Origin of the sequence: Arenimonas soli, from assembly GCF_014643775.1 — a bacterium.
Taxonomy (GTDB): domain Bacteria; phylum Pseudomonadota; class Gammaproteobacteria; order Xanthomonadales; family Xanthomonadaceae; genus Arenimonas; species Arenimonas soli.
Window position 1 is genome coordinate 1123453 of record NZ_BMKC01000001.1, and the last position, 17401, is coordinate 1140853.

Annotated in this window: 17 protein-coding genes and 4 tRNA genes; all 21 read left to right on the forward strand. The window is 69.9% G+C overall.

Annotated features, from left to right (window positions below):
• The 21 genes from IEX13_RS05410 to IEX13_RS05505 all read left to right on the forward strand — a co-directional run bounded on the left by IEX13_RS05410 (position 1) and on the right by IEX13_RS05505 (position 17347).
• On the forward strand, positions 1 to 783 hold the full coding sequence (locus tag IEX13_RS05410; protein WP_188662022.1) for a succinate dehydrogenase iron-sulfur subunit: 783 nt from the start codon (positions 1 to 3) through the stop codon (positions 781 to 783).
• Positions 784 to 785: 2 nt separating this feature from the next.
• A complete protein-coding gene (locus tag IEX13_RS05415) occupies positions 786 to 1202 on the forward strand; it encodes an MAPEG family protein (RefSeq protein ID WP_188662024.1) in 417 nt (138 codons plus the stop codon).
• On the forward strand, positions 1199 to 1447 hold the full coding sequence (locus IEX13_RS05420) for an FAD assembly factor SdhE (RefSeq protein ID WP_188662026.1): 249 nt from the start codon (positions 1199 to 1201) through the stop codon (positions 1445 to 1447). Before IEX13_RS05415 ends, IEX13_RS05420 begins: the two co-directional genes overlap by 4 nt.
• 22 nt (positions 1448 to 1469) lie before the next feature.
• Positions 1470 to 1862, forward strand: coding sequence for a hypothetical protein (locus IEX13_RS05425; RefSeq protein WP_188662028.1), 393 nt, complete (start codon positions 1470 to 1472; stop codon positions 1860 to 1862).
• Positions 1863 to 1868: 6 nt separating this feature from the next.
• Entirely contained in the window at positions 1869 to 3113 is a 1245-nt protein-coding gene (locus IEX13_RS05430; RefSeq protein WP_188662030.1) for a lipoprotein-releasing ABC transporter permease subunit, read from the forward strand.
• Positions 3106 to 3807: a lipoprotein-releasing ABC transporter ATP-binding protein LolD gene (gene lolD, locus IEX13_RS05435; protein ID WP_188662032.1), complete on the forward strand. Its 702-nt coding sequence runs from the start codon at positions 3106 to 3108 to the stop codon at positions 3805 to 3807. Before IEX13_RS05430 ends, lolD begins: the two co-directional genes overlap by 8 nt.
• A 1-nt stretch (position 3808) precedes the next feature.
• Entirely contained in the window at positions 3809 to 6325 is a 2517-nt protein-coding gene (locus IEX13_RS14210; protein ID WP_229668458.1) for a DNA internalization-related competence protein ComEC/Rec2, read from the forward strand.
• Complete coding sequence (locus IEX13_RS05440; protein WP_229668459.1) at positions 6213 to 6833, forward strand: MotA/TolQ/ExbB proton channel family protein; 621 nt, start codon at positions 6213 to 6215, stop codon at positions 6831 to 6833. The genes IEX13_RS14210 and IEX13_RS05440 overlap by 113 nt, the downstream gene beginning before the upstream one ends.
• A complete protein-coding gene (locus IEX13_RS05445) occupies positions 6830 to 7252 on the forward strand; it encodes an ExbD/TolR family protein (RefSeq protein ID WP_188662036.1) in 423 nt (140 codons plus the stop codon). The genes IEX13_RS05440 and IEX13_RS05445 overlap by 4 nt, the downstream gene beginning before the upstream one ends.
• A complete protein-coding gene (msbA, locus tag IEX13_RS05450) occupies positions 7249 to 9003 on the forward strand; it encodes a lipid A export permease/ATP-binding protein MsbA (RefSeq protein ID WP_188662038.1) in 1755 nt (584 codons plus the stop codon). The genes IEX13_RS05445 and msbA overlap by 4 nt, the downstream gene beginning before the upstream one ends.
• The gene (lpxK, locus tag IEX13_RS05455; RefSeq protein WP_229668460.1) at positions 9000 to 10019 is read left to right on the forward strand and encodes a tetraacyldisaccharide 4'-kinase; all 1020 of its coding nucleotides are present in this window, start codon (positions 9000 to 9002) and stop codon (positions 10017 to 10019) included. Before msbA ends, lpxK begins: the two co-directional genes overlap by 4 nt.
• Entirely contained in the window at positions 10006 to 10779 is a 774-nt protein-coding gene (gene kdsB, locus IEX13_RS05460; RefSeq protein WP_229668461.1) for a 3-deoxy-manno-octulosonate cytidylyltransferase, read from the forward strand. Before lpxK ends, kdsB begins: the two co-directional genes overlap by 14 nt.
• A 26-nt stretch (positions 10780 to 10805) precedes the next feature.
• Positions 10806 to 11258, forward strand: a complete 453-nt coding sequence (locus IEX13_RS05465; RefSeq protein ID WP_268235885.1) for a low molecular weight protein-tyrosine-phosphatase — start codon at positions 10806 to 10808, stop codon at positions 11256 to 11258.
• Between the two features lie 28 nt (positions 11259 to 11286).
• Positions 11287 to 12705 (forward strand): redoxin family protein, encoded by a 1419-nt coding sequence (locus IEX13_RS05470; RefSeq protein WP_188662041.1) that lies wholly within the window; start codon positions 11287 to 11289, stop codon positions 12703 to 12705.
• Positions 12702 to 14534: an excinuclease ABC subunit UvrC gene (uvrC, locus tag IEX13_RS05475; protein ID WP_188662042.1), complete on the forward strand. Its 1833-nt coding sequence runs from the start codon at positions 12702 to 12704 to the stop codon at positions 14532 to 14534. The genes IEX13_RS05470 and uvrC overlap by 4 nt, the downstream gene beginning before the upstream one ends.
• A gap of 27 nt (positions 14535 to 14561) precedes the next feature.
• Positions 14562 to 15122 carry a CDP-diacylglycerol--glycerol-3-phosphate 3-phosphatidyltransferase gene (pgsA, locus tag IEX13_RS05480; protein WP_188662043.1) on the forward strand — a complete coding sequence of 187 codons (561 nt, stop codon included), beginning with the start codon at positions 14562 to 14564 and terminating at the stop codon, positions 15120 to 15122.
• Positions 15123 to 15175: 53 nt separating this feature from the next.
• Positions 15176 to 15251 (forward strand) — tRNA-Gly (locus tag IEX13_RS05485).
• A gap of 80 nt (positions 15252 to 15331) precedes the next feature.
• Positions 15332 to 15405, forward strand: a tRNA-Cys gene (locus tag IEX13_RS05490).
• A 74-nt stretch (positions 15406 to 15479) separates the two neighbouring features.
• Positions 15480 to 15566, forward strand: a tRNA-Leu gene (locus tag IEX13_RS05495).
• Positions 15567 to 15587: 21 nt separating this feature from the next.
• Positions 15588 to 17216 (forward strand): FMN-binding glutamate synthase family protein, encoded by a 1629-nt coding sequence (locus IEX13_RS05500; protein ID WP_188662044.1) that lies wholly within the window; start codon positions 15588 to 15590, stop codon positions 17214 to 17216.
• Between the two features lie 55 nt (positions 17217 to 17271).
• Positions 17272 to 17347 (forward strand) — tRNA-Val (locus IEX13_RS05505).
• The last annotated feature ends 54 nt before the right edge of the window (positions 17348 to 17401 follow it).

The window sequence follows — 17401 nt, forward strand, 5'->3', positions numbered from 1 at the left end:
ATGGCTGAGTTCACCCTCCCCAAGAATTCCAAGGTCGGCAAGGGCAAGCATTTCGCGGCCCAGGGCGCGAAGAACGTGCGCACCTTCAAGGTCTACCGCTGGAACCCGGACGACAGCGCCAACCCGCGCACCGACACCTACGAGGTGGACATGGACGCGTGCGGGCCGATGGTCCTGGACGCCCTGATCAAGATCAAGAACGAGATCGACCCGACCCTGACCTTCCGCCGGTCCTGCCGCGAAGGCATCTGCGGCTCGTGCGCGATGAACATCGACGGCACCAACACCCTGGCCTGCACCAAGGCGATCGAGGACTGCGGCAGGAAGGAAGTGCCGATCTACCCGCTGCCGCACATGCCGGTGGTGAAGGACCTGGTGCCGGACCTGACGCATTTCTACGCGCAGTACGCGTCGATCAAGCCCTGGCTGCGCACGCAAAGCGCGGCGCCGGCCAAGGAACGCCTGCAGTCCAAGGAAGACCGGGCCAAGCTCGACGGCCTGTACGAATGCATCCTGTGCGCCTGCTGTTCCACCGCCTGCCCGAGCTACTGGTGGAACGGCGACCGCTACCTGGGCCCGGCCGTGCTGCTGCAGGCCTACCGCTGGATCGTGGATTCGCGCGACGAGGATACCGGCGCCCGCCTGGACGACCTGGAAGACCCGTTCAAGCTCTACCGCTGCCACACCATCATGAACTGCGCGCGCACCTGTCCCAAGGGCCTCAACCCGGCGCGGGCGATCGGCGAAATCAAGAAGCTGATGCTGCAGCGGCGGGGCGCCTGAGCATGGGCGCCATCGACCTGCTGTTCCCGGCATTCGCCATGGCGGCGCTCACCTTCATCGTGATGGGCCGGATGGCCGTCGAACGCCTGGGCCAGCTGGCGCGCGAACGCATCCACCCGCAGGCGGTGGCCAGCTCGGCGCAGATGGCCGCGCGCATCAAGGACACCCGGGCCGCGGACAACTTCCGCAACCTGTTCGAACTGCCGGTGCTGTTCTACCTGGCGCTGGTGGTCGGCGTGCAGCTCGACCTGGCCTCGCCGCTGACCGTGGGCCTGGCCTGGGCCTTCGTGGCCCTGCGGGTGGTGCACAGCGCCATCCATTGCAGCTACAACAAGGTGCGCCATCGTTTCCTGGCCTACGTGAGCGGCGGCCTGGTGCTGGTAGTGCTCTGGGGCGTTCTGCTGGCCGGAGCGCTGTGAGCGAAGACGCCGAGCTACGCCGCCTGCGCTGGCGCTGCCGGCGCGGCATGCGCGAACTCGACCAGCTGATGCTGCGCTATCTCGACGGCCGCTGGCCGGCCGCCGACGAATCGGAACGGGCCTTGTTCCTACAGCTGATGGACACCGAGGACGATAAGCTCTGGCGATGGTTCATGGGCCGCGAGCGCCCGGAGGACACCGGCCTTGCCACGATCGTCGAACGCATCCTGTCCCTGCCGCATTGACTGGCGACCCTCGCGCTGGCTGGTGGGTGCCCTGTGCGCACTGGCCGTGCTGGCAGCGGTTTCGGTGATGGCCAGCGGCCTGGCGGCGCAGCTCAAGCCCCTGTTCGCCGGCATCGCCGCCATGACTGGCCTGGCCCTGGCCCGCCGCGAGTCCATCCGGCCGCCGCTGGTCCTGGTTTGGCAGGGCGCGACCCTGGCGGTGTCCGACGCCCGCGGCCGGCGCGAGCTGCTGTTCTCCCCGACCCTGCGTGAGCAGGGCCCCTTGCTGCGCATCCAGGCCCGGACCGCCGGCGGGCAGCGCTGGTCGCGCAGCTGGTGGCCCGATACGCTGTCCGCCCCTGGCCGCCGCCGGCTTCGGCTCGCCGCGTCCGTCAGCCCCCGTTCCGGAATCCACCTGCCTTCCATGGCAGCCTAGGCCCCCATGCTCCCAAACCTCTCACTCGCCATCGGCCTGCGCTACCTCCGGGCCAAACGCCGCAATGGCTTCATCTCCTTCATCTCGATGGCTTCGATCCTGGGGATCATCATCGGCGTGATGGCCCTGATCACCACCATCTCGGTAATGAGCGGCTTCCAGCAGGAACTGCGCGACCGCATCCTGGGCATGGTGGCGCACGCCACGGTGTCGGGCATCGGAGGCCCCCTGCAGGACTGGCCGCGCGCGGTCGAACTGGCCGGCGAGGATCCGCGCGTGGTCGGCGCCGCACCCTACGTGGAAACCGAATCCCTGCTGCAGGGTCGCTCGCGCCGCGGCGCGATCATCCGCGGCGTGCTGCCTTCGCTCGAACCCAAGGTTTCCGAACTGGGCGCCAAGATGGTGCAGGGCAGCCTGGACGACCTGCAGCCCGGCGAGTACCACATCATCCTGGGCCGTGAACTGTCGCTGCTGCTGGGTGCCGGCGTCGGCGATTCGGTCAATGTCTACATTTCCGAAGCCACCGTCACGCCGCTGGGCGCGATGCCGCGGGCGCGTCGTTTCGAAGTGGTGGGCGTTTTCGAGGCCGGCGCGCAGGAATTCGACCTGGGCATGGCCCTGGTGCATCTCGAAGACGCCCAGCGTCTGGGCCGCATGGGCGACGGCGTCAGCGGCGTGCGCCTGAAGCTGGTCGACCTGTGGGACGCCTGGCCGGTGGCGCGCGACCTGGCCGACCGCATGCAGGGCCACTACCGCGTGCGCGACTGGACCCGCGACCACGCCAACTTCTTCCGGGCGCTCAAGCTCGAGAAGACGGTCATGTTCATCCTGCTGTCGCTGGTGATCGCCATCGCCGCCTTCAACCTGGTGTCCTCGCTGGTGATGCTGGTGCAGGACAAACAGTCCGACATCGCCATCCTGCGGACACTGGGCATGTCGCCGGGGGCGGTGATGCGGGTGTTCATCGTGCAGGGCATGGTGATCGGCGTGCTGGGCATCGGCATCGGCGTGGCCAGCGGCGTGCTGCTGGCCAGCAACCTGTCGAACATCGTGCGCTCCATCGAAGAAGCCACCCAGACCGAGCTGATGCCTTCGGACGTCTACTACATCAGTGGGGTGCCGACCCTGGTCGACCCGATGGACGTGCTGATGATCGCCCTGGTGGCCTTCGTACTGTGCCTGCTGGCCACCCTGTACCCGGCCTGGCGCGCCTCGCGCACCGATCCCGCCACGGCACTGCGCTATGAATAAGCCCATGAACGACGTCGTCATCCGCTGCGAGAACCTGGGCAAGACCTACCAGGAAGGCGACCTGCGCACCCCCGTCTTCGACGGCCTTGAACTGGCCGTGCACCGCGGCGAGACCGTCGCCATCGTCGGCGCCTCGGGCGCCGGCAAGAGCACGCTGCTGCACCTGCTCGGGGGGCTCGACAGCGCCAGCTCGGGCGACGTGCACGTGGACGGCCAGCGCATGTCCGCCCTGGGTGAACGCGAGCGCGGCCTGCTGCGCAACCGTGCCCTGGGTTTCGTCTACCAGTTCCACCACCTGCTGCCGGAATTCACCGCGCTGGAAAACGTGATGATGCCGCTGCTGATCCGCGGCGACCGCGACAGCACGGCTCGCCCGGCCGCCCAGGCCCTGCTCGAGCGCGTCGGCCTGGGCCATCGCCTGGGCCACAAGCCGGGCGAACTCTCCGGCGGCGAACGCCAACGAGCCGCCGTGGCCCGTGCGCTGGTCACCCGCCCAGCCTGCGTGCTGGGGGACGAACCCACCGGCAACCTCGATGAAAAAACCGCCGCCACGGTGTTCGACCTGCTGCTTGAACTCAACCGCGACCTGGGCACCGCCCTGGTCATGGTGACCCACGATCGCCGCCTGGCGCGGCGACTGGATCGGACCCTGGAACTGACCCAGGGACAGCTGCGACCCGCCACCGGGGACTGACGTGCCCGGCCAGCGCGCCCCGGCGCCGGCGCCTTTCGGGCCCGGTGTCGCGGCTGCCTTGCTGGCGGGCGTGCTTTGGGTCCAGGGGCTAGCCAGCCTGCCCGGGCCCGCCATGTTCCTGGCCTGGCTGGCCTGCGGGCTGTGGCTGTGGCGGTCGGCCACGCGCTGGCGCTGGCTGGGTGCCGGCCTGGTGGGCATCGGCCTGGCGTGTGCCCACGGCACCCATTCGCTTTCCCTGCGCCTGCCCGCCGACCTGTCCGGCGAACTGCTGCAGGTCCGGGGCCATGTCAGTGGCTTGCCGGAGGCAGGCGAGGGCGCCTGGCGTTTCGGTTTCACCGTCGAGCACGGTGAAGGCGCCGCCGCCGTGCTGGCGGGGCGCCGGCTGCAGCTGGCCTGGTACGCCGACCCCGGCGAAAGCCTGCCGCCGATGCAGGCCGGCGGCCGCTGGTTGATGGCCGTGCGCCTGCGGCCACCGCGTGGCGTGGCCAATCCGGGTGGCTTCGACGTCGAACGCCGGGCCCTGGAGCGCCGGCTCGCCGCTGCCGGCTATGTCGTCGAAGGCCAACGGCAGGGGCCGCCGGCCACCGCGCAAGCCCTGGATCGACAGCGCGAAGCGCTTTCCGCCGCCATCGCCCGCGCCGTGCCCGACGCCCGCGCCCGGTTCGTGCAGGCCCTGGCCCTGGGCGACACCCGCGCCCTGGACGACTACGACTGGACGGTGCTGCGCGCCACGGGCCTGACCCACTTGATCGCGATATCCGGTTTCCACGTGGGCCTGGTGGCCGGTTTCGGGGCGCTGCTGGGGCACGGGCTGTGGCGCGCGTTTCCCTTCCTTGCCCGACGCTGGCCGCGTCCGCTGGGCACCGCTGCCCTGGCCCTGGCGCTGTCGCTGGCCTATACCGCGCTGGCCGGCTTCGCGCTGCCCACGGTGCGCACCGCGCTGATGATCGCCGTGGTGGTGCTGGCACGCCTGCTGCGCCGGCCGCAGGGCGATGGCCAGTCACTGGCGCTGGCGACGATCGCCGTCTTGCTGGTCGATCCACTGGCCGTGCTGTCGCCCGGCTTCTGGCTCAGCTACCTCGGCGTGGCCTGGCTGCTGTGGTGCCTGCCCCGCGCACCCGGCCAGGGTTGGTGGCGCCCCTTCATCGGTGGCCAGGCAGTGGCGATGCTCGGGCTGCTGCCGGTCGGCGCCTGGTTCTTCAGCCAGGCCTCGCTGCCGGCGCCGGTGGTCAACCTGGTCGGCATTCCCTGGATCAGCCTGGGCGTGGTGCCGCTGGCCCTGCTTGGGCTGCTGCTGCACCCGCTGCATGAGGGCGCGGCCGCCCTGGCCTGGCAGGCGGCGGCCACGCTGATGCAGTCGCTCTGGCAGGGCCTGGAATGGGTGGCGCGCTGGCCGGCGGCGCTGGCCTGGCTACCCGAACCCGGCCTGGCCAGCCTGCTGCTGGCCCTGGCCGGCGCCTTCTGGCTGCTGCTGCCCCGGGGCGTGCCCGGCAAGCCATTGGCCAGCCTGCTTTTCCTGCCGCTGCTTTGGCCGGCCACCGACCGGCCCGGGCCCAGCGAAGCCGACCTGCTGCTGGTGGACGTGGGGCAGGGGCTTGCCCTGGTGGTGCTGACCCAGCGCCACGTGCTGCTTTACGACGCGGGCCCGGCGCCGCCGCGTGGCCTGGATTTCGGCGAAGCGGCGGTGCTGCCGGCGCTGCGTGCCCACGGCGTGCGGCGCATCGACGCGCTGGTGCTGAGCCATGGCGACAACGACCACGCCGGCGGCGCCGACGCCGTCCGCGCCGGGCTGCCGGTCGGCCGGACCTTCGCGCCCGAGGCCTGGGCCCATGACGGCATGCAGGCCTGCCTGGCCGGGCAGGGCTGGCAGTGGGAAGGCGTACGTTTCACCTGGCTGCATCCGACGCCGTTTTTTCCCTACCTGGGCAACGACAGCAGCTGCGTGCTGCGCATCGAGGCCGCCGGCGCGGTCGCGCTGCTGCCGGGCGACATCGGCCGGCATGTCGAGGCGCGACTGGCGAAACTGCCGACGGAGCTGGTGCGCAGCGACGTGCTGGTGGTGCCGCACCACGGCAGCGACACGTCCTCGAGCCTGGACTTCCTGGCCGCGGTGCGGCCGACGCTGGGCTTGCTGCCGGTGGGTCATGGAAACCGCTTCGGACTGCCCAGGCAGATCGTGCTCGATCGCTACGATCGCTACGGCACGCGCCTGCTCGACAGCGCGTCGTTGGGCGCGGTGCGCCTGCGGCTTGGCCGCGACGGCGTACAGGTGCTCGAACGCTTGCGCCGGGACCGTCCGCGCTACTGGCGCCATGCCCCGGCTGGCGGCACAGGCTATGCTATCGGCATCCCCCCAACGGCAAAGGTGAGGCGTGCTGGAACTGATCAAGGCAGGCGGCTGGGTGATGGCGCCGATCATCGCGTTGGCGGTGCTGGCGCTGGCCATCATCCTGGAACGTTTCTGGAGTCTTCGGCGCAGGGAAGTGCTGCCCGACGGCCTGGGCGCGGAGGTCCGTGACTGGGCCCGCGGCCGCCAACTCGACCCCAAACACATCGACGTCCTGCGCCGGAACTCGCCGCTGGGCGAGCTGCTGGCCGCCGGCCTGGACGTGCGCCACCGCCCGCGCGAAATCATCAAGGAACGCATCGAGGACGTCGGCCGGCACGTCGCCCACCGCATGGAACGCTTCCTCAATTCCCTGGGCACGATCGCCGCCGTGGCGCCGCTGCTGGGCCTGCTGGGCACCGTGTTCGGCATGATCGAAATGTTCCTGGACATCCTCACCGCCGGCGTCGGTGACGCCAACCGGCTGGCAGGCGGCATCGGCCAGGCCCTGATCTCCACCGCCGCCGGCCTGTGCGTGGCCATTCCCGCGGTCATCTTCCACCGTTACCTGCGCGGCCGGATCACCGGCTACGTGGTCGAGATGGAGCAGCAGGCCACGGCCCTGCTCGACGCGCTGGAGGAAGAACCCTCGGCAAGCCCGGGCAAACCGCCGCGCGCCACCAAGCGGAGCAAGGCGTGAAACTCAGTACCGGCCGGGTTCCCGATGAACCGGAAATCAGCCTGGTGTCGCTGATCGACGTGGTGTTCTGCCTGATCATCTTCCTGGTGGTCACCACCACCTTCGACCACCGTTCGGCACTCAAGATCGTGCTGCCCAAGACCGACTCGCGCACCGAAGTGCAGGTCGAACAGCCGCTGACGGTGCTGATCGACGCCGACGGCCGCATCTTCATCGGCAACAACGAAGTGCTCAAGACCGATCCGGCGTCGCTGCGCGCCAGCCTGGCCAGCGAGGCCGGCGCCGACCGCACCCGCCAGATCGTCGTGCGCGCCGACGCCCGGTCCCAGACCCAGCACCTGGTGACGGTGATGGACAGCCTCGGCCAGCTGGGCTTCACCCGCATCAACCTCGCCACCACGCCCGAGGCGACGCCTTGAGCGCGGAAGCATCGGCCTGGGCCGTCTACCGCCGGCTGCTCAAGCGCGCCCGGCGCTACTGGCCGCTGCTGGCCGCGGCGGGCGTGGGCATGGTCTTCGAAGCCGGCGCCGCGGCCGCCTTCACCTGGATGATGAAACCCATCGTCGACGAAACCTTCGTCGCCCAGAACGAAGGCATGCGCTGGACCATCCCCCTGGCCATCGTCAGCCTGTTCGTGGTGCGCGGTTTCGCCACCTTCGCCACCGACTACGGCATGGCCCGCACCGGCCGCAGCGTCGTGCGCGACCTGCGCGAGGACATCCTGGCCAAGTACCTGCGCCTGCCCAGCGAACGCTTCGACCGCGAGCCGGTGCCGGCCATGGTCTCGCGCCTGAATTACGACACCGAACAGGTGACCCAGGCCAGCTCGGACGCGCTCAAGACCATCCTGACCGACTCGCTGACGATCGTCGCGCTGCTCGCGGTGATGTTCTGGTACAGCCCGCAGGTGACCGTGGTGATGCTGATCCTGGCGCCCCTGATCGGCGGCATTTCCGCCGTGGTGGGGCGGCGCTACCGGCGCATCAACCGCGGCATCCAGGACGGCGTGGCCTCCATGGCGCAGATCGCCGAGCAGGCGCTGTCCGCCCAGCAGGAAGTGAAGGTCTACGGCGCCCAGGAAGCCGAACTTTCGCGCTACCGCAAGCTGATCGGCCAGAACCTGCGCCTGGGCGTGAAGGTCGAGGCAACCCGCGCCGGCGCCTCGTCGCTGGTGCAGACCCTGGCCGCGGTGGCGCTGGCGGTGATCCTGCTGGTGGCCGGCCACGAGGCCAGCCAGGGCCGCATGACCGCCGGCAGTTTCGTCGCGATCCTGACCTCGATGATGGCGATGCTGCCTTCGCTCAAGCGCATCGCCAACGTGCAGAGCGTCGTGCAGCGCGGTGTCGCCGCGGCCGACCGCCTGTTCTCCATCCTCGACGAGTCCGACGAGGCCGATACCGGCCAGCGCTCGCTGGCGCGGGCCCGGGGAGAGGTCGAGTTCCGCGACGTCAGCGTCACCTACCCGGGCCAGGAAACGCCGGCGCTGGCGGGCATCAGCTTCCGCGCCGCACCGGGCACCGTCACGGCCATCGTTGGCCGCTCGGGCAGCGGCAAGTCCACGCTGATCCGCTTGCTGCCGCGCTTCTACGAGGCCAGCCAGGGCGAAGTGCGCGTGGACGGCCACGCCGTCGGTGACTACCGCCTGGCCGACCTGCGCCGGCAAGTGGCCATGGTCGGCCAGCGGGTGATGCTGTTCGACGACTCGATCGCCGCCAACATCGCCTTCGGCGCCGACGCCGGCGCCGAAGAGGCGCGCATCCTCGCCGCGGCCGAAGCGGCCAATGCCCTGGAATTCATCAACCGCCTGCCGGGCGGCATGCAGGCCAGCATCGGCGAAAACGGTGGCCTGCTGTCCGGCGGCCAGCGCCAGCGCCTGGCCATTGCCCGGGCGGTCCTCAAGGACGCGCCCATCCTGATCCTGGACGAAGCCACCGCCGCGCTGGACACCGAATCCGAACGCCTGGTGCAGGACGCGCTGAACCGGCTCATCCCCGACCGCACCACCCTGGTCATCGCGCACCGGCTGTCCACGGTCGAACACGCCGACCAGGTGCTGGTGCTCGACGGCGGCCGCCTGGTGGAGCAGGGCACGCACGCCAGCCTGCTGGAAAAGGGCGGCCTGTATGCCCACCTGCACCGCATGCAGTTCCGCGAGCCGGAGGCCGGGTGAAAGCTGGGCTGGAGCGCTGGTTGCTGCAGCGCTGGTACGGCGGCGCAGCGCCCGGACCGGTGCTGAAGTCACTTGCCCTGGTTTACGGCGCCCTGGTGCGCCGGCGCCAGGCCGCCTTCGCCAGCGGCGAACGCACGGTAATCCGGCTGCCCGTGCCGGTCCTGGTCATCGGCAACCTGGTGGCGGGTGGCGCCGGCAAGACCCCCCTGGCCATCGGCCTGGCCCGGGCACTTGCGCGGCGCGGCTGGAAGCCCGGCATCGCCAGCCGCGGCCATGGCCGGCGCGGCAACGCCCCGACCTGGGCACGGCCAGACTCCGATCCCGCCGATTGTGGCGACGAACCCCTGCTGATCGCCCGGCAGACCGGACTGCCGGTGGCGGTGGACCGCGACCGGGTTGCCGCGGCCCGGCGCCTGGTCGAAGAGGCCGGCTGCAACCTGGTCATCGCCGATGACGGCCTGCAGCACCTGCGCCTGGGCCGGGACATCGAAATCGAAGTGCGCGACGGCGAACGCCGGCTGGGCAATGGCCGGCTGCTGCCCGCCGGGCCGCTGCGCGAGCCCGCGCACCGGGAGGTGGACTTCCGGGTCATCAACGGCGGCGCGGCGGCACCGGGCGAATGGCGCATGGACCTGCGGCTCGGTGATGCCCGGCCGCTGGGTCCCGGCGAACCGAAGCCGCTTGGCCTGTTCGCACCCGGGCCGGTGCACGGCATTGCCGGCATCGGCAACCCGGCGCGGTTTTTCCGGGCCCTGCGCGGGGCCGGGCTGGACGTGCTGGAACACGCCTTCCCCGACCATCATTCCTACCAGGCCGGGGAGCTCGAATTCAGCCCGCCGGCGCCGCGGCTGATGACCGAAAAGGACGCGGTCAAATGCGACGGCCTCGGCCTGCGGGATGCCTGGGCCGTGCCGGCCGTGGCCGAACTACCCGCCGCCTTCGTGGACGCCGTCCACCGCCGCCTTGCCGAGGCCCGGCGCGAACCCAACCCGGTACCCGCCCGTGAGCAAACCTGAATTCATCGTTGCCATTCCCGCCCGCTTCGGCGCCTCGCGCCTGCCGGGCAAGCCGCTGCGGCTGATCGCCGGAGATCCGATGGTGGTGCACGCCGCCCGCCGCGCGCTGGCGGCCGGCGCCCGCGAAGTGGTGGTCGCCACCGACGACGCGCGCATCGCCGATGCGCTGGCAGGACAGCCCCTGCGCGTGTGCATGACCCGCGCGGACCACGCCTCCGGCACCGACCGCCTGGCCGAATGCGCCGCGCAGCTGGGCTGGCCCGATGACAGCATCGTGGTGAACCTGCAGGGCGACGAACCTTTCGCACCGCCGGAAGGCATTCGCGCCGTCGCCGAAGTGCTGGCGGCCGGGCAGGCCGACATGGCGACGCTGGCCGCGCCCATCGACGACGCCGAGACCCTGTTCGACCCCAACGCCGTGAAACTGGTGCGCGACCGCAATGGCCTGGCCCTGTACTTCAGCCGGGCGCCGATCCCCTGGCAGCGCGAGCGCTTCGCCCGCGACCGCGTCGGCCCGGTGGCCGGCAGCGCCCTGCGTCACATCGGTATCTACGCCTACCGGGCCGGATTCCTGCGCACCTTCACCCAGCTGGCGCCCGGGCACCTGGAACAATTGGAAGCCCTGGAACAGCTGCGCGTGCTCGAAGCGGGCTACCGCATCGCCGTCGGGCTGACGCCCGTGCCGTTCCCGCCGGGCGTGGACACCGAAGCCGATCTGGCCCGCGCCGAGGCTCGTTTCCTGAAGGATATTTCACTTTAATTAAGCTCCATAAATTATTGAATATATTGTTTATATGCATGGGAAACATCTGTCGCTCGCCGCTGCTTGAAGGCTGGGCGGCGCACCGGTGCGCGGACAGCCCGGTTGCCTTCACCGTGGATTCGGCCGGCACCGGCGGCTGGCATGCCGGCCAGCCGCCCGACCCGCGGGCCGTCGCCGCCGCGCGAAGACACGGCGTCGACATTGCCGGCCAACGCGCACGGCAACTCCAGCACGATGACTTCCAGCGTTTCGACCTGCTGCTTTGCGCCGACCGCGACAACCTGGCAGCCGCGCGTTCGCTGGCGCCCGGGTCGGCGCACCCACGCATCGTGCTCGCCCTTGAGTGGTGCGGAGTGAAGCGCGGCGGGGAAGTGCCGGACCCGTATTACGGGCAAGAGCGTGATTTCGACCATGTCTGCCAGCTCGCCAGCGAGGCCGCCGACGGCCTGCTGCGGCGTTTGGCATCAGGGGCATAATGCCCACGACCTCCCGGACACCGTGCCCATGAACGCCGCCCACGCCGCGCCTGAATTGCCCGCACAACTGCAGTGGCTCAACGCCGACCCGCAGCGCATCGAAGCCCACCGCGGCCGGGTGCTGGGCCTGGTGTTCTGGAATGCCGCGTCGCCTTACTGCCACACGCTGCTGGGCGAACTGCTGCGGCTACAGGCGAAATTCCCGGTGGGCCTGTCCCTGGTCGGCATCCACCTGCCGCGTTTTGACGCCGAACTCGATGGCCGCCTCGCGCTCAAGGCCGCCAACCGGCTGGGCCTGCCTTTCCCGGTGGCCAACGACCGGGGCTGGAGCACCTGGCAGCATTACGGCGTCCAGTCCTGGCCGTCGGTCGCCCTGGTCGATACCCGCGGTCGCCTGCGCGAACTGTTCACCGGCGACGACCAGGCCGGCAGGCTGGAATCCGCCATCCAGGGCCTGATGGACGAGGCCGGCGTTGCGCTGGTGCAGGCCGAACCGCCGCGCCGGCTCGGTGCCGAATCGCGGCTTCCGCTGGCGTTTCCGTCCGGCCTTGCGGTCGGCGAAAACCACCTGTACGTGGCCGACACCGGCCACCACCGCATTCTCGAGTGCACGCACTCGGGCCGGGTCCTGCGCGAGTTCGGCACCGGCCACGGCGACCTGGTGGACGGTGCCCCGGAAGACGCCGCCTTCCGGCACCCGCGCGGCCTGTGCCTGGTGCGCGAAGCACTCTACGTCGCCGACACCGGCAACCACGCCCTGCGGCGCATACGCCTGCTCGACGGCGTGGTCGAAACCCTGGCCGGCACCGGTCGGCCGGGCACGCCGCGCGAGGGCAGCGGCACTGCATCGGAACTGCCCTTGAACCAGCCCTGGGACGTGGTCGGCAATCTCGATCGCATCTACATCGCCATGGCCGGCACCAACCAGGTCTGGGAGTACGAACTGGGCCAGGGCCGGCTCAAGCTCACGGCCGGCTCCGGGGAACTGGGCATCGCCGACGGCCCGGCCCGCGGCGCGATGTTCGCGCACCCGGCGGCCCTGGCCCAGGTGCAGCAGACCCTCTACATCGCCGATGCCGCCAGCTCCGCCATCCGTTCGCTGCAGATCAGCCAGGGCCAGGTGCAGACCCTGGTGGGGCAGGGCCTGTACGAGTTCGGCGACCAGGACGGCCAGCGCCGCGAGGCGCGCCTGCAATACCCCCAGGCCATCGCGCTCGACCCGGCCAGCCCGGTGCTGTGGATCGCCGACAGCTACAACGGCAGCCTGCGCCGCCTGCGCCTGGGCGGCGGCGACGTCAGCACCCATGCGCTGCCGCAGTCGCTGGAACAGCCCGCGGCGCTCGCGGCGGCACCCGGCTCGCTGTGGATCGCCAACTCCGGCGCGCACGAGGTCCTGCGCTTCGACCTGGGCACCGGCAAGCTCAGCCGGCTGCCGATCGGCGAATGACCGACGCGCCGGCGCAAGCCGGGGATTTCGACGGCAAGGCCTTCGTGCGCCAGCTGACCCCGGCGCCGGGTGTCTACCGCATGCTGGCCGCCGACGGCACGGTGCTTTACGTCGGCAAGGCCGCGTCGCTGCGCAAGCGCGTCGCCAGCTATTTCCTCAAGGAACAGCCCTCGCGGCGCATCGCCCTGATGGTGGCCCAGATCGCCGGCATCGAAGTGACGGTGACGCGCACCGAAAGCGAGGCGCTGATCCTCGAGAACCAGCTGATCAAGTCGCTGCGGCCGCGCTACAACGTGCTGCTGCGCGACGACAAGAGCTACCCGCACATCGTGCTCACCGATGAAACCTGGCCGCGGCTGGCCTACCAGCGCGGGCCACGCTCGGTGGCGGGCCGCTACTTCGGTCCGTTCACCAGTTCCGGGGCGGTGCGCGAGACCCTGGACCTGATGTTCAAGCTGTTCAAGCTGCGCAGCTGCGAGGACAGCGTCTTCCGCAACCGCAGCCGGCCCTGCCTGCAGCACCAGATCGGCCGCTGCAGCGCGCCCTGCGTCGGCCTGGTGCCGACCCGCGACTACGACGCCACGGTGCGACGCGCGGCGCTGTTCCTGGAAGGCCGCAGCACCGAACTGGTGGACGAACTGGGCCAGGCCATGGAAGCGGCCAGCGCCCGGCTGGAGTTCGAACAAGCCGCCATGCTGCGCGACCAGATCGCCGCGATCCGGCGCATCCAGGCCCGCCAGTACGTCGAGGGCGAGCAGGTGGAGATGGACGTGCTGGCCTGCGTGCTCGACCGCGGCCAGGCCTGCGTGCTGCTGATGGCCTTCCGCAACGGTTTCAACCAGGGCACGCGCAGCTTTTTCCCCAAGGCCAACGGCGCCGAGTCCTGCGAAGAGGTGCTGGGTGCGTTCGTCGCCCAGCATTACCTCGAACACCGGCCGCCGCGCGAAATCGTGCTCAGCCATGCCATCGCCGACCAGGCCCTGCTGCAGGAGGTGCTGGGCAGCCAGACCGGGCGCAAGGTCGAGATAAAGGCGGCGGTGCGCGGTGAACGCGCCCGCTACCTCGACATCGCCCGCCAGAATGCCGCCCTGGCCCTGGGCACCGAACTGGCCAGCAGCGCCAGCCAGCGGGCCCGGCTGGAGTCACTGCAGGAGCTGCTGGGCCTGGACCAGGCGCCGGCCCGCATCGAGTGTTTCGACATCAGCCACACCATGGGCGAGGCGACGGTCGCCTCGTGCGTGGTTTTCGACGCCGAAGGCGCGGTGCGCGGCCAGTACCGTCGCTACAACATCAGCGGCATCGAACCCGGCGACGACTACGCGGCCATGCACCAGGCGCTGGAGCGCCGCTTCAAGCGCGGCATGGAGGACGGCGTGCTGCCGGACCTGCTGCTGATCGACGGCGGCGCCGGCCAGTTGGCGCAGGCGCGTTCGGTGCTCGAGGCCCTGGGCGTCACCGGCGTGGCCATGGTCGGCGTGGCCAAGGGCGAAGCCCGGCGGGCGGGGCACGAAGCGCTGGTCTTCCCCGATGGCCGCGAAATCAGGCCAGGCGCCGCTTCGCCCGGGCTGCAGCTGGTGCAGCAGGTGCGCGACGAGGCCCATCGGTTCGCCATCACCGGCCACCGGGGCAAGCGGCAGAAGACGCGCGAGACCAGCCGCCTCGAGGACATCCCGGGCATCGGCCCGCGGCGTCGCGCGGCGTTGCTCAAACACTTCGGCGGGCTGGCCGGACTGCGCGACGCCGGCGTCGAGGAAATCGCCCGTGCGCAGGGCGTGAGCGCCGCGCTGGCGCAGCGCATCTACGATGCCCTGCATGGACTTGAGCCATAATCGGCCGATCCCGTCCCCGGCGAAATGATGACCCTGACCATCCCGACCATGCTCACCATCTTCCGGATCCTGCTGATCCCGGTGCTGGTGGCCGTGTTCTACCTGCCCTACGGCTGGACCAACATCGCCGCCGCGGCGGTGTTCGTGCTGGGGGCGGCCACGGACTGGGCCGATGGCTGGATCGCGCGCCGCTACGGCATGTATTCGGCCTTCGGCGCCTTCCTGGACCCGGTGGCGGACAAGCTGACGGTCGCCTTCGCGCTGCTGCTGGTCGTTGAACGCTACCCGACCCCGGTAATGGCCATGCTCGCGGCGATCATCATCGGGCGGGAGATCACCATTTCGGCCCTGCGCGAATGGATGGCGCAGATGGGCGCGCATGGCCTGGTCAAGGTGGCCGCGCTGGGCAAGGTAAAAACCATCGTGCAGATGACCGCGATCAGTTGCCTGCTGTTCCAGGAAGACCTGCTGGGCCTGCCCGTGTTCCGCATCGGCGAATGGCTGCTGGCGGTGGCCGCGGCGCTGACCCTGTGGTCGGGCTGGGATTACCTGCGGGCGGCATGGCCGACCATGCGCAAGAAGGGTTGAAGCGAAAAAAGTATTGACAGGGACCGGCCCGATCCCCAAAATACGCGTCTCTTGCGGGAATAGCTCAGTTGGTAGAGCACGACCTTGCCAAGGTCGGGGTCGCGAGTTCGAGTCTCGTTTCCCGCTCCAGTTTCAGACAAAGCCCCGTTCGCCGGGGTTTTGTTTTTTCCGGGTCCGCCGCGCTAAGCTTGGCCCCGGATTCGCTTCCCGGCCGGGTGGCAGAGTGGTTATGCAGCGGACTGCAAATCCGCGTACGCCGGTTCAATTCCGACCTCGGCCTCCAAGCTTTCAAGCCCCGCTCCGGCGGGGCTTTTTCTTTGTGGCCAGGCGAGGGGCCTTGCGGCACCATGTCCCGATGCCCGGGTGGCGAAACTGGTAGACGCATGGGACTTAAAATCCCCCGGCCGCAAGGCCATGTGGGTTCGACCCCCACCCCGGGCACCACCTGACGCCGCGGAGACGCCGATGCTGCCCAATCGCTACTGGCCCTTTGCCAGCTGCCTGTTGCTCACCGTGCTTGCCAGCGTCGCCGCCTTGTACTTGCCCATGGCGGGCTGGGGCGCGGTGGCCTTCGGCAGCTTGTCGCTGGTGGGCCTGTGGGACCTGCTGCAGCGCAAGCACACCCTGCGCCGAAACTACCCGCTGACGGCGCATTTCCGCTACGGCCTGGAATCGATCGGCCCGGAGATCCGCCAGTACTTCATCGAATCGGACACGCACGAAGCGCCGTTTTCGCGGCTGCAGCGCGCCATCGTCTACCAGCGCGCCAAGGCGGTCACCGATACCCGGCCCTTCGGCACCATGCGCGACGTCTACGGCGACGACTACGAATGGATCAACCATTCGATGCAGCCGGCGCGCATCGAATCGCACGACTTCCGCATCCCGGTCGGCGAGGACCGCGCCCAGCCCTACCAGGCGAGCGTGTTCAACATCTCGGCGATGAGTTTCGGCTCGCTGTCGGCCAATGCCATCCTGGCCTTGAACGCCGGCGCCAGGCGCGGCGGTTTCTACCATGACACCGGCGAAGGCTCGATCTCGCGCTACCACCGCGAACACGGCGGCGACCTGGTCTGGGAAATCGGCTCGGGCTATTTCGGCTGCCGGGACGAGGCGGGACGTTTCGACGCCGAACGTTTCCAGCGCAACGCCACCGACCCCCAGGTGCGCATGATCGAACTCAAGCTCAGCCAGGGCGCCAAGCCCGGGCAGGGCGGCATTTTGCCCGCGGCCAAGGTCAGCCCCGAGATCGCCGAGGCCCGCGGCATCCCCGAAGGCATCGAATGCCATTCGCCGCCGGCGCACAGCGCCTTTTCCACGCCGATCGGGCTGCTGGAATTCATCCAGGAACTGCGCGGACTTTCCGGCGGCAAACCCACCGGCTTCAAGCTGGCGGTCGGGCATCCCTGGGAGTGGTTCGCCATCGCCAAGGCGATGCGCGAGACCGGCATCACCCCCGACTTCATCGTCGTTGACGGCGGCGAAGGCGGCACCGGTGCGGCGCCGATGGAGTTCATCGACCATGTCGGCGCGCCGATGCGCGAGGCCCTGATGCTGGTGCACAACACCCTGGTCGGCCTGGACCTGCGCTCGCGGGTGCGCGTGGCCGCGGCCGGCAAGATCGTCACCGCCTTCGACATCGCCCGCGCCCTGGCCCTGGGCGCCGACTGGTGCAACGCCGCGCGCGGCTTCATGTTCTCGCTGGGCTGCATCCAGTCGCAGAGCTGCCACACCGACCGCTGCCCGACCGGCATCGCCACCCAGGACCCCAGCCGGCAGGCCGGGCTGGATCCGGTCGACAAGGCCACGCGCGTGTACAACTTCCACCGCAACACCGTGATCGCCCTGAAGGAACTGCTGGCCGCGGCCGGCCTGACGCATCCGTCCCAGCTGGGTCCCGAGCACATCGTGCGCCGGGTGTCCTCGACCGAGGTGCGGTCGCTGGCGACCCTGCACCGGTTCGTGGCCCAGGGCCGGCTGCTCGAGGGCATCCCGGACCATGCGGTGTTCGAGGTGTTCTGGGACCGGGCCCGCCCGGACAGCTTCGAAGCCCCGCCGGAAGCGGCCCGGATGATGGCCAGCAAGCAGCGCTGAACCCGGCCGGCGCCTTGACCGGTTTGTTGCCCTTGGGTAAGATTCGCGGCTCTTCGGGCGGTTAGCTCAGTTGGTAGAGCATTGCTTTCACACGGCAAGGGTCACAGGTTCAAGTCCTGTACCGCCCACCAGGATTCCGAAAAAAGGCCCGGCACTGCCGGGCCTTTTTTCATGTCCGGCCCTGG